The sequence below is a fragment of the Gilliamella sp. W8145 genome (assembly GCF_016101145.1).
Classification (GTDB): domain Bacteria; phylum Pseudomonadota; class Gammaproteobacteria; order Enterobacterales; family Orbaceae; genus Gilliamella; species Gilliamella apis_A.
Genome location: NZ_JACFRC010000001.1, coordinates 936,277 through 948,560, shown reverse-complemented (window position 1 = coordinate 948,560; position 12,284 = coordinate 936,277). Strand labels below are relative to the sequence as shown.

Here is a 12,284-nt window from a genome sequence, read left to right as displayed (position 1 = left end):
TAATCTAATCAAATTAAAAGACTATAATTTGAATTATTTATTTACTTTGGTATATTAATTAAATTATCGCGAAGCTCGTTTTAATATTATTTCTTTTGGTTGCTTTTGTAGGTAAACCATTCTCGCAATTAACAGAAATGCAGCAACAGCAAGTCCTAATATAATCCCTATCCAAAATCCAGCAGCACCAATTGGCTGCATTATCAGATCTGTTAAGCCTAGAATATAACCAACTGGTAATCCAACAACCCAATAAGACAATAAAGTAATAAAAAAGATGCTTTTTGTATCTTTGTAACCACGTAATACATTACTTGCCACTACTTGTAAATAATCTGAAGCTTGGTAAATAGCTAATAGGATGATGAGTTGTAGACAAATAGCTATAACCGCAGCCTCTTTAGTAAATATCGTAACAATAGGTGTTCTAAATACCACTAAAATTAGTGCTACGATAACAGCAATGACTAACGATATGAGCAAACTGATGAAAGCTGTTTGTTTAGCTAAACTTGGTTTTCCTTTTCCTAACAGATAACCGACGCGAATACTGGTTGCCACACCAAGAGATAATGGAATTGCAAATGTTAAGCTACTAATGGTAAAAATAATTTGATGTGCTGCCACCGTTATCTGTCCGAGAGGGGCAATAAGTAAAGCAACGACAGCAAATAAGCTCATTTCAAAAAAGTAAGCAAGGGCTAGAGGCATTCCTAAAACCACTATTTTTTTGATAATGGAAAAGTCAACAAGCTTTGTTAATGGTGTTTTACGAATATCTCGTTGGCTAGCGGTAGTTAAAGTATATAAACGGATTAAACCAAACATTAACCAGAAAATTATTGCTGCGGTAATGCCACAACCAACACCACCAAACGCAGGTAAGCCTAATTTGCCATAAATCAAAATATAGTTAATTGGAATATTAGCTAGTAAAGCAATGAATATAATCACCATGGCAGGTTTTGTGTTAGATAAACCTTCACATTGATTGCGGTAAACTAAAAATAGTAGAAATGCAGGTACTCCCCACATAATTGCACGTAAAAAAGAGACGGCAACTTCGACCATTTCTGGATCAATCGGGTTATCATTAGAGCTTCTTAAACTAATTATTCTATCTGAATGATAGAGAATTAACATTATGATCACCGATAAAATTAATGCGATCACCACACCTTGCCGTGTATGATCGGCAACTTGCTCACGTTTAGCTGCACCATTTAAGTTTGATATAATGGGGGTTAATACAGTCAATAGCCCTTGACCAAATAAAACTGTAGGTAACCAAATGGATACCGCAATAGCAACACCTGATAAGGCTGTTTTACTGTAATTGCCAGCCATAATTGTATCAACAAACGTTATTGCTGTTTGTGATATTTGGGCAATCATGACAGGAATAGCTAAGGTGATTAAATTATTAATTTCACTTCGATAATGTAATTTCATTGATTGTATTTACTGTTGTACAGTTCCCCATAAATCGTATTCATCTGAATGTTCAATATTGACTTGAACAATATCACCAACTTTAACAGCTTTTTCTTCATTTAGATAGACAACGCCATCTATTTCTGGTGCATCAGCCATACTCCGTCCAATTGCACCTTCATCATCCACTTCATCGATAAGCACAGACAATGTTTTACCAATTTTGTTTTGTAGCTTACAGGTTGAAATTGTCTGTTGTAATTGCATAAAACGATCGAAGCGTTCTTGTTTTATATGTTCAGGTATTTGGTCGGCTAATTGATTAGCTGCAGCACCTTCAACTGGGCTATATGGGAAACAACCGACACGATCTAACTGTGCTTGAGAAAGAAAATCAAGCAGTAATTCAAAATCTTGTTCGGTTTCACCTGGATAACCGACGATAAAAGTTGAACGTAGGGTGATTTCTGGACAAATATCTCGCCATTTATGAATTCTTTCAAGTGTTCTTTCAATTGTACCAGGTCGCTTCATTGATCTTAATACAGTGGGGCTAGCGTGTTGTAATGGCACATCTAAGTAAGGTAAGATTTTGCCATCAGCCATTAATGGAATTAAATTATCCACACTAGGGTAAGGATACATATAATGTAGACGTACCCAAATACCAAGACTAGATAATTGTTCACAAAGGGTATGAATATCGGTTTTTAACGGCATACCATTCCAAAAATTGGTTCGGTTTTTTATATCAATACCATAAGCTGATGTATCTTGAGCTATAACTAATAGCTCTTTTACTCCTCCATCAACCAAACGTTTTGCTTCATCAAGCACATTACCAATCGGTCGACTGATCATTTCACCACGTAATGAAGGGATGATACAGAATGAACAACTATGGTTGCAGCCTTCTGATATTTTCAAATAAGCATAATGTTTTGGTGTTAGTTTTACGCCTTGTTCGGGCACTAAACTAGTAAATGGATTATAGGAAGGTTTTGGCGCGTATTTATTAACATGTTCTAGTACAGCTTCATAACTGTGTGGTCCTGATATTTCAAGTACTTTAGGATGCACATCACGGATTTGATCTTCTTTTGCGCCAAGACAACCAGTCACAATAACTTTTCCATTTTCATTTAGCGCTTCGCCAATGGCTTCTAATGATTCTTGTACCGCACTATCAATAAAACCACAGGTGTTAACAATTACTAAATCTGCATTATCGTAGCTAGGTACAACTTGATAACCCTGTGTACGTAATTCAGTTAAAATTCGCTCAGAGTCAACTAAATTTTTAGGACAACCAAGGCTCACAAATCCAATAGTAGGGGATGATGTATTCATAATATTTATAATAATTTAAAATTTATTGAGGTATTTATCGAGAATTTAAAAGTTTGCCAATTTAGATTATGACAACAGGCGGGCATTTTAACATATTTAATTTGAACCAAATAAAAAATTTTTAGCGAGTTATTATCTGAATTAATATAATTTCTTATGGCATGTATTATAACACGCCATCTATCGTAAATAAGTTGAAGTGTATCCGTAATAAAGGATGCTTCAATATCATCTGTAATTTAATCTTATTGGTTGATTATGTGTAACCGATAATATCGATAAACCGTATTTGTCGGTTTACTAATATTAATATCCTTTGCATCTATTCTTTCCTTTCAATATTCAATTATTACATTATTTTTATAAGCTCTATATTATTGAGCTACTTTATCTAACAAGATTTGACTTATTGTTTAATTATTTTTATTTTCATTATGTTAGATGAATATGATGTAACTTATTAACTTAGTTTTTAATTCTAATTAATATCAATTAAAAATATCCTCTCTAACCATATCAAATTAAGAGTTATTAAAACTGTTTTATTAAAGCCCTTCATAAATTTTTATTTCATTTTGCTGGTCTTCATCCCCATAATATTCGAAGAAAAGATCGGATTCATATATAATTTTTAGTTTACCTTCTGCGTGGCGATTTCCTTCTAGTAGTAGACTAATACCAGATTGTTTGAAGTTAGAAAAATAGACGCCACAACCTTGATATCCTAAACATTGATAAAATTCGTCACTTTCTCTATATACTTTTAGACCGATTTCTTCAAGAGATTCCGCTTTGCCATATTTTTTTGTTAATGCTTCTTTATATTTAAAATATGCATTTTTACCTTCAACTCCATACGGATCCCTTGTAATTTCCTCACTTAATACTACTTTTATCAAACCTAATTGCTTATGAGCTAATAACTTATATGAAGTAAAATTAGGTAACGTTATAGGAGGGTTAGGTAGTTCATATATGATCAAATCATTTTGTTCAATTATTTCTTTTGCTTTATATTTTGAAACAATGTCCGATATTGGTGCCCCCCATGTTAAACCTATTGGAGCATCCGCACGCGCGTGAACCATAAAAGGAAATAATACTGCAACTAACAATAGTTTTTTCATTAATGTTTACTCACCTTATATTAAATTGGCGTGTAATAATAAACAATAAAAAACATTTATCAATCATTTGATAGGGAGTATGTGAAATATTCTGAGGAAGGGCAAGGCAAAGCTATTAATTAAAAAACCCTTATAATGATAAGGGCTTTTGTGAAAGGAAGTTAATTTATCATAAAAAATCAAATTATTTTAATGCATTAATTACTTCATCAATTTGACGATCTAAACTTTCAGCTCCACCACCTGATAAATACCAAAGATCTGGTGTTAAATAAACAACTTCCGTTTTGCTTTTCGCTAATACTTTTGCATTGAAGAAATCGTCTTTCATCGCTGACTGACCAATTGCTTTACTACGGTCTACAACATAAATAACATCTGGTTTGACTTTACTGATGTAACTATTATCAATAAAGGTTGGTTTTGGTTTTCCAATACCATTGGTTGGTTGTGGCGCTAATGGCACTGCCCGTTTTACATGTAACACATCATGGATTAATGCTGCGCTAGAGCTTGCATTGATAAGGATCATTTTACCGTCATTGTGAATAGCTACAATTGCTTTTTTATCACTAGCTTGAGCAACAGATTGAGCTTTACTTAATTTGGCATCTAATGATTGAATTAGGTTGTTAGCTGTTTCTTCAGTACCAGTAATATTTGCTAATACATTGATATGGTTTTTGGTTGATTCAAGATAGTTTTTGGCATCAACGCTTAAATTAATGACTGGTGCAATTTTAGTGAATTCTTCCGTATGGCTTGCTTGTCGGCCATCAATGATAATTAATTGTGGTTTAGCTTGTTTGATTGCATCAATATTTGGTTCTTTCATATTACCTGTATCAATAACGTTTGCATTTTTATATTGTTGAAGATAAGTCGGAAGAACAGAAAGCGGTGTTGCTGTAACAATTGATCCTTTACCTAAAGCATCTAATGTATCTAAGGCTCCATAATTCATCACTACAATTTTATTTGGTGATTTAGGCACAACAACTGATTGTTTATTATCAGGATTTACTGTAATTGACGATTGACAACCAGTCAAACCTAACATTAACGCTGCTAAGCTACTTAATAATAGTTTTTTCTTAGTATTCATAATTAGTTCCTATATGTATGATGCAAATGATAACTATTATTGTTTAAGGTATGTTAATTGTCTAGTAATAAATAATTTTTCGTAAGGATATTGATAATTATTCTCATATAGTATATTGTTATCGGCAGATTTCTTTGCAAAATATCAATATAATTAATAGGGTTATAACAATGAATACGAAGTTTAAGTTGGCTACACATGTCTTAAATACAAGTATTTTATTATCATTATCAGGTTTAGCGATGGCGGCTGATGATAAAAATACTGATACTATGGTAGTGACAGCATCAGGATTTTCACAACAAATTAAAGAGGCTCCTGCAACAATTTCAGTGATCACACCAGAAGAAATTAGCAAAAAGCCTTATCGTGATGTCACCGATGCTCTGAAAGATATTCCCGGTGTCACAATTACTGGCGGCGGTGATTCAACTGATATTAGCATTCGTGGTATGGATGCCAAATATACCTTATTATTGATTGACGGTAAAAAAGTTAGTACTCGTGAAACTAGACCAAATAGTGATAATTCTGGTTTTGAACAAGGTTGGCTGCCTCCATTAACCATTATTGAGCGTATTGAGGTTGTACGTGGACCTATGTCTTCTTTATATGGCTCAGATGCTATGGGTGGTGTTGTTAATATTATTACTAAAAAAGTATCAAACAAATGGCATGGTGGTTTAAGGGTTGAATCAATTGTCCCTTATCGTTCTGATGAAAAAAATACTTACATTGGTAGTTTTTCGACTATGGGGCCAATTATTGATGATATTTTAGGTATTCAGTTATTTGGTCAATATAGCAAGCGTAGTGAAGATAAATTCTTAAATGGTCATTCAGGACAAAAATTACGCAGTCTGAATGGAAAACTATCGCTTAATGTTACTGATACCCAGACATTTGATCTCGACTTTGGCCGATCTTTACAAAATAGTAATGCTACAGGTGGAAAAACAAGACCTGTTAATCGCGGTGATTTCAATAGAGATAACCGTCGCAACTCTTTTGCTTTAACGCATAATGGTTTATTTGGCGATGTATCAACGACATCCTTTATTTCTCATGAAGGTAATAATAATCCCGAAAGAAAAATGAAAATTCGTAATACTAATGTTGATTCTCGTGTGACAATTCCTTTCTCGATTAATATGTTAACTGCTGGTGGAGCATATACTTACCAAGAACTTCATGATGGAGGTAACCAGTTAAACAAAGCTTTAACCAAAATTGATCGTTGGAGTTATGCATTATTTGCTGAAGATGAAATAAGTATTTTTGATAACTGGAGTATAACGGCTGGTTTACGTTATAACAAAGATGAAAACTATGGTAGTAATTGGAATCCACGAGTTTATAGTGTCTGGAATATTGATGATAATTTTACTTTAAAAGGTGGTTATTCAACTGGATTTGCAACACCACAACTACGCCAAGTTGTCTCAGATTGGGGACAGGTTACTGGTGGATCAGGAACAGGTAATAAAGGAATGATAATGGGTAATCCCGATCTAAAACCCGAAAAAACGGATTCATTTGAAATAGGCGTTGGTTATACCAATGATTATGGTATTGATGCATCTGCAACAGCTTTTTATACCAAATATAAAGATAAAATCCAGTCTTATTATATTTGTCGTGGTATTGCGGGATCAAGAAAATGCCAAATCAATGGTTATCGTGAAAAATTTGATTTTGTTCAAGGGCGAGAAAATGTGGATAAAGCTGATCTTAAAGGTTTAGAATTATCATTTAAAACACCTTTATTTACTGATTTCTTATTAAGTTCTAACTATTCGTGGACTAAAACAGAACAAAAAACTGGTCCAAATAAGGGGAAATCTTTAAATCGTACGCCTAAACAAAAGTTCAATGCGCAACTAGATTGGAATTTAACTCAAAAATTGGATTTATGGACTAAAGTTGCTTACTATGGAGTGGAATCAACCACGGATCGTAGCGGTAAAAAAATTGAATATCCAGGTTATACTTTCTGGGATGTGGGTACATCTTTCCGAATAAACCAAAATGCTAAGATTTATGGTGGTGTTTATAATTTATTTGATAGAGATGTTTCTAACGACGATTTCGGTAAAACCTTAGAAGGTCGTCGCTATTTTATTGGTACTGAAATTAATTTCTAATTAATATTCATCAATAAAACTGTTATTATAAATATTGAGTGGCTGTTAATTCAGCCATTTTTTATTAATAATATACTATACATAAATATTTTAGTTTATTCGTTATGATTTCGGATTATTTCAAAAAGGGATTTTAAATTAATTCATGTCCAAATTTGGCTGTAAAATTATATTTATTGTTATATTGTTTTTAATGTACTCACCTGTATATGCTAATAATATTGTATTAGTTAATCTATCTAGATCTAAATTTGTCTTTGACCCGTATGCAGCAATATTTGCGGTAGTTTTACTTTTTGTTTTATGGCAAGTGTTTAAAATATGGTCAACATGGAAGGTTAAGCAATGGGAAAAAGAAGAACAGCAACAAAAGCAGCAGAAGAAGGCTGAAAGAGATCGGTTATTTGCTGAGTCAAGAACAAGAATGCGCTTAAAAAAACAATTAACTAAACAAAAATCACGGAAGAAAAAAACACCAGAAAAGTAATATTAGCCCCTAGCCTGTATTTATTCAGCTCAGCTAATTTTTTCATTATAAAAATTTTGAGGAAAGGGGTTTTTAGGCTTTCAATTCATCAAGATTTCCTATCAATTATCATTAATAGATAACAAACTTATCAAGCTTAATTAAATATCCTATCTCATTGAATTATTTATTGGTCGTAATACATAGCAAGCTAAAGGATTTTGTAATATATTATCTGTTATGAATGCAAGAAGTTGCTAAAGTGTTGAAAGGCAAATTTAATGGTTATATTTGAAGATAAACAAGAGTCGGAATTACTTACTGAAATTGCAGTCGCATACTATGAGTATGAACAAACTCAAGAAGAAATTGCTCAGCGATTTGGTCTTTCACGCATTAAAGTTGGTCGTTTGCTAAAAAAAGCTAGAGCAGAAGGAATCGTTGAAATAAGTGTTAAATATCATCCGATATTTAGTTCTCGCATTGAACAGCAATTTGTTAACCATTTTGGTATTAAACGAGCTTTAATTGCTTTAGATCATCAAGACGAAGAGGAGCAACGTAGACAAGTTGCTGCACTGGTATCGAATTATCTGTCTAGTACTTTAAAAAATGGTATGACAGTGGCCGTGGGACAAGGGCGTAATGTTGCTGCTATTGCCAGCCATGTTGGTGTGTTTCCTGAAAAACAGTGTAAATTTATTTGTGGCATAGGTGGTACTCAGCGTGTTGGTGAAATTATTGATGCTGATCATATTAGTCGAAGTTTAGCCAGAAAATTTAGTGCAACTAGTGAGACTTTGTATGCACCAGCTTATGTAGAAAACAGTGAACTCAAAAGGGCATTTACCCAAAATCGGGTTATCAAAGATACATTGGAAAGAGCGGCTAAAGCCGATATTGCTTTAGTTGGTATTGGCGATATGAATGAAAACTGTTATATGGTGCAATTGGGTTGGTTTACTCCACAAGAAGTGACCTATGCAACATTAAATCAAGGTGTGATTGGTGATATTGCCGGATATGGATTTTTTGATATCAATGGCAACCCTATCGATACAACCATGAATGATCGAGTGATTGGTTTAAGTATTGAAGAATTACGTAATATTCCATGTGTTATTGCTATTGCTTCGGAAAATACCAAAGCAACAGCAATTTTAGGTGCACTACGTTCGGGCGTAATTGATATCATTGCGACAAGTGCTTCAAACGCTAGAACTATATTAAGTTTACAACAAAATAAAATCTAATTTAGCTAATAAGCTATTTGTATACACATTACAAATAGTCTTGATTAATCTAAATCGAATTTAATTATAATAATCGCTTAATAATTCTATCCACTCTAATCCGGCTTAAACGTTTAATTAATTTATGTACCTGTTTGGGATAGAATTGGCTTGCTTGAATTTGTTGGAAATGGGTGACGATTGTTGTCTTTTCACGAATAGTTGTGAGTTCTTGTTTCATCTGTTGCTGTAATTCATGTTTAGGATCATGAACAAGTATGGCATTTTCCAGATCTAAACGCCAAGCTCTTGGATTAAGGTTATTACCTGTAATCATCATCCACTCATCATCAACCCAAATACCTTTTAAATGATAAGTTTGATCTTCATCTTTCCATAATCTAATAGTTAACTGTTGTTTATCTATATAATTTTGTAAGCGTTCAACAAAATTTCTTAGGTTGATTTCGTATAAATAAGGTAAACCGCCGGAGATGTTGAATGGTTTATCTTCTGGAATATAAAAATCATTAGCTACTTTATCACCAATAATGATTTCAACTTGCTTACCTTTTCTTAATAAACGGATGATATCACGCACTAATATATTAGGTAAGTTAAAATAAGGTGTACAAAAAGTGACTTTCTGTTCAGTTGTGTTTATTAGATGGTGAATAATTTTATTCAGCTGATTATTTCGGCCAAGACCTACAATTGGTGCAACGGATAAAGTATCGTTATCACAATTTCCCGTGTATTGATAATTAGCATCCATAAGATGTTGGCGTAGTTGTTTAATTTCTGACTTAATTTGTTTACGTGTTTTATGTTCACTGACATCTAACCGTTGAACGCCATCAAGTGGCAGAAAATTATCATTAACATAATTTACCATTGTATCCGCTAAAACTTTATTAGTGATAAAGTGATATCGGTCATAACGGTATTTATCAAGTTTATATAAATAAACATTATTTATGCTAGCACCACTATAGGTTACAGTGTCGTCAATTATGAATCCTTTTAAATGTAATACACCTAGAACTTCTCGACGATTAACCGGCACCCCATAAACCGGAATATCAATAGATGGATGTTGTTGTTTCAAATCATAATAGTAACGCGCATTCGTTTTAGTTTTATCTTCACCAATTCGACCTCGTTGAGCACGATGCCAATCAACAAAAATTTTAATATCTAAGTTTGGTTGTTGAATTTTTGCTTGATAAAGCGCATCAAGAATTTCTCGGCCAGCTTCATCTTGTTCTAAATAAAGTGCAACAATATAGATACGATGTTGAGCTTTTTTAATCTGTTCAAGCAACGCAACTCTATAAGATTTAGGATCGTAAACAATTTGATATTGTTCGGCTTTTTGTTCAAGCTTGGCTAATTCATTTAAATGTTTTTGATGATTATATTTTATAAAGGGTATTCGCATGTTCTAAATATCATTAAAACTGACACAAAGTGTAGAATACCACAATTTGCGTCAGAACATAATACTCCTATTATTCAGGGGTTAATCTATAATTTAATAGATCGGTTTATTGACTCTTTTCTATACCTAATTATGTTTTTAAGCTTGTTCATTAACCCATTGTTGAATAATTTTATAGCTTAAGGCTAAGACTACAGGGCCGATGAATAAACCCATAATTCCGAAGGCTAGAATTCCGCCAATTACCCCAAATAAGATAAGTAGGAAGGGGAGATCGGCGCCTTTCTTTATCAAATATGCTCGCATTACACTATCTAGGGTGGTCAAAATGATAGCCACAACAATTAAAACTATGCCTGATATAATATGCCCATCCCAAAATTGCCAAATGATACAACCTAACATGACAATAACAGGTCCAATTTGAGCGACGCAGCAGATAAATAATATTAACGTTAAAATGCCTGGAAATGGCATTTTTGTAAAGATAAAACTCATTCCGCCAATTAATGCTAATGTAATAGCAGTGACAACTACGCCTAATGCCACCGCTCGTATTGATTGGCCTGCTAAGGTAACAGTAGTTGTGCCGTATTGTTTAGATAGACGATTAGCCAAAACATAAACATATTTAGTGATACTTTCGCCTTTAAGAAACAATAATAGACTAAAAATAATCATGACACCGGCATGGAAAATAAAAACTCCAATATTGGTTACTTGCTCTAAAAGCCAACCAATCATAATACCTATATAAGGTTGAATATCGGATATTAATTGTGAACCATCTGTTTTGATAAGTTCAAGCCATTTTTGGTGGACTTCTTCGCCAAACATAGGAATATTTACCAACCAGTCGAAGGTAGGTAATTCTCGATGTGATAAAGTTCTAACCCATTCGACCAGATAGTGACCATTTTGAGCAACACTACTAATGATTAAAATAAAAGGAATAACGCAGACAAATGCCAGAATTATTGCCATGACTAATAAAGATAACCAACGTTTATTAAAGAGTTTTTGTTGAATTTTGATCATTAATGGCCAAGTTGCAATAACCACCATTACTGCCCAAAAAAAGCCAAATAGGAATACTTCAATCACTCGATAAGTTAGAACAATAAGTAAGCCTATTAAGAGTAAATTCAGAATTAATTTTAATAAATCATCAGTTTTTTTTTCTGCTGGCATTTTTATCTCATATTCATTAATCTAGATAATGTTATTATACGCATTATGTTCTAAAAAGCATACGTTGACGTATTAAGTTAGACAATTTTATTGGAGAAATAAACATGAAAAAATTAATGTTATTAGCTTTGATGGGGGTGGCATTATCTGCTTGCGCAAATACGCAAAAAGCGCCGCAAGAGGTGCAAAAACTAAATGAAATTGCTCCCTATCCGGATGCAAAAGTAGGCTCTACTCGTTATGTTATTCATCTACCTAACTTAAAAGATGAAGTTAATGCTAAAGTAGAGATTTTAATTGGTAAAGAGATGAATGTTGATTGCAATACTCAAAGTTTAGGTGGAATTGTTAAAGAAGAAGAGCTTAAAGGTTGGGGGTATTCTTACTATGTCGTTGAAGAAACTAAAGGTAGCATTTCTACAATGATGGCTTGCCCTGAAGGCGCTAACGAGAATAAATTTGTTTCTATCAACCATAAGTTAGGTTTATTGAATTATAACAGCCGTTTACCATTAGTATTCTACGTTCCAAACGATTTGACGGTTAAATATCGTGTATGGCAACCAGAAGCAAAAATTTTGCAAGCTAGTGCCGAATAAAAAAAGTAAATTAATTGTTAATAGCTAGCTAAAAAAGGGTTGATTGATTAAAATATAGTCACTTAGCCCTTAATCTTAGAATATTTGATTTTTTAAGTAGACATCTGAAAAAAAAAAGGTATTTTATCCCTCGTAATGCAAGGTTAGCTCGACATGTTCATTAATTATATTAATAACTTGTGATTGCCTGATTAC

Annotated in this window: 10 protein-coding genes; 4 read left to right on the top strand and 6 right to left on the bottom strand. The window is 33.1% G+C overall.

From position 1 onward, the window contains the following. Positions 1-63: 63 nt before the first annotated feature. The 4 genes from H3T80_RS04310 to H3T80_RS04295 all read right to left on the bottom strand — a co-directional run bounded on the left by H3T80_RS04310 (position 64) and on the right by H3T80_RS04295 (position 5,016). Positions 64-1,452, bottom strand: a complete 1,389-nt coding sequence (locus H3T80_RS04310; protein ID WP_198200237.1) for an MATE family efflux transporter — start codon at positions 1,450-1,452, stop codon at positions 64-66. Positions 1,453-1,461: 9 nt separating this feature from the next. Next, positions 1,462-2,784 carry a 30S ribosomal protein S12 methylthiotransferase RimO gene (rimO, locus tag H3T80_RS04305; RefSeq protein WP_198200235.1) on the bottom strand — a complete coding sequence of 441 codons (1,323 nt, stop codon included), beginning with the start codon at positions 2,782-2,784 and terminating at the stop codon, positions 1,462-1,464. Positions 2,785-3,329: 545 nt separating this feature from the next. Then, positions 3,330-3,911 carry a hypothetical protein gene (locus H3T80_RS04300; protein WP_198200233.1) on the bottom strand — a complete coding sequence of 194 codons (582 nt, stop codon included), beginning with the start codon at positions 3,909-3,911 and terminating at the stop codon, positions 3,330-3,332. A 184-nt stretch (positions 3,912-4,095) separates the two neighbouring features. Then, entirely contained in the window at positions 4,096-5,016 is a 921-nt protein-coding gene (locus tag H3T80_RS04295) for an ABC transporter substrate-binding protein (protein WP_198200232.1), read from the bottom strand. Between the two features lie 170 nt (positions 5,017-5,186). Between H3T80_RS04295 and H3T80_RS04290 the strand changes: the two genes are divergently transcribed. The 3 genes from H3T80_RS04290 (at position 5,187) to H3T80_RS04280 (ending at position 8,879) form a co-directional block, all read left to right on the top strand. Beyond that, positions 5,187-7,160, top strand: a complete 1,974-nt coding sequence (locus tag H3T80_RS04290) for a TonB-dependent receptor domain-containing protein (RefSeq protein WP_198200231.1) — start codon at positions 5,187-5,189, stop codon at positions 7,158-7,160. Between the two features lie 193 nt (positions 7,161-7,353). Further along, positions 7,354-7,647, top strand: a complete 294-nt coding sequence (locus H3T80_RS04285) for a hypothetical protein (protein ID WP_198200230.1) — start codon at positions 7,354-7,356, stop codon at positions 7,645-7,647. Between the two features lie 260 nt (positions 7,648-7,907). Beyond that, complete coding sequence (locus tag H3T80_RS04280; RefSeq protein ID WP_110447627.1) at positions 7,908-8,879, top strand: sugar-binding transcriptional regulator; 972 nt, start codon at positions 7,908-7,910, stop codon at positions 8,877-8,879. Between the two features lie 64 nt (positions 8,880-8,943). On the opposite strand, the gene pssA is transcribed toward H3T80_RS04280, so the two are convergent. Both pssA and ydiK read right to left on the bottom strand, forming a co-directional pair. Then, complete coding sequence (gene pssA, locus H3T80_RS04275; RefSeq protein ID WP_198200229.1) at positions 8,944-10,299, bottom strand: CDP-diacylglycerol--serine O-phosphatidyltransferase; 1,356 nt, start codon at positions 10,297-10,299, stop codon at positions 8,944-8,946. A gap of 138 nt (positions 10,300-10,437) precedes the next feature. Beyond that, positions 10,438-11,490 carry an AI-2E family transporter YdiK gene (gene ydiK / locus H3T80_RS04270; RefSeq protein WP_198200224.1) on the bottom strand — a complete coding sequence of 351 codons (1,053 nt, stop codon included), beginning with the start codon at positions 11,488-11,490 and terminating at the stop codon, positions 10,438-10,440. 104 nt (positions 11,491-11,594) lie between these two features. Between ydiK and eco the strand changes: the two genes are divergently transcribed. Continuing rightward, a complete protein-coding gene (gene eco, locus H3T80_RS04265) occupies positions 11,595-12,089 on the top strand; it encodes a serine protease inhibitor ecotin (RefSeq protein WP_232350096.1) in 495 nt (164 codons plus the stop codon). Positions 12,090-12,284 lie beyond the last annotated feature (195 nt).

What these genes read in the sequence shown, in the direction of transcription:
- H3T80_RS04295 (WP_198200232.1), bottom strand. Translation starts at nt 5,016, where the DNA reads ATGAATACTAAGAAAAAACTATTATTAAGTAGCTTAGCAGCGTTAATG.
- ydiK (WP_198200224.1), bottom strand. Translation starts at nt 11,490, where the DNA reads ATGCCAGCAGAAAAAAAAACTGATGATTTATTAAAATTAATTCTGAAT.
- rimO (WP_198200235.1), bottom strand. Translation starts at nt 2,784, where the DNA reads ATGAATACATCATCCCCTACTATTGGATTTGTGAGCCTTGGTTGTCCT.
- pssA (WP_198200229.1), bottom strand. Translation starts at nt 10,299, where the DNA reads ATGCGAATACCCTTTATAAAATATAATCATCAAAAACATTTAAATGAA.
- H3T80_RS04310 (WP_198200237.1), bottom strand. Translation starts at nt 1,452, where the DNA reads ATGAAATTACATTATCGAAGTGAAATTAATAATTTAATCACCTTAGCT.
- H3T80_RS04290 (WP_198200231.1), top strand. Translation starts at nt 5,187, where the DNA reads ATGAATACGAAGTTTAAGTTGGCTACACATGTCTTAAATACAAGTATT.
- H3T80_RS04285 (WP_198200230.1), top strand. Translation starts at nt 7,354, where the DNA reads ATGTACTCACCTGTATATGCTAATAATATTGTATTAGTTAATCTATCT.
- H3T80_RS04280 (WP_110447627.1), top strand. Translation starts at nt 7,908, where the DNA reads ATGGTTATATTTGAAGATAAACAAGAGTCGGAATTACTTACTGAAATT.
- H3T80_RS04300 (WP_198200233.1), bottom strand. Translation starts at nt 3,911, where the DNA reads ATGAAAAAACTATTGTTAGTTGCAGTATTATTTCCTTTTATGGTTCAC.
- eco (WP_232350096.1), top strand. Translation starts at nt 11,595, where the DNA reads ATGAAAAAATTAATGTTATTAGCTTTGATGGGGGTGGCATTATCTGCT.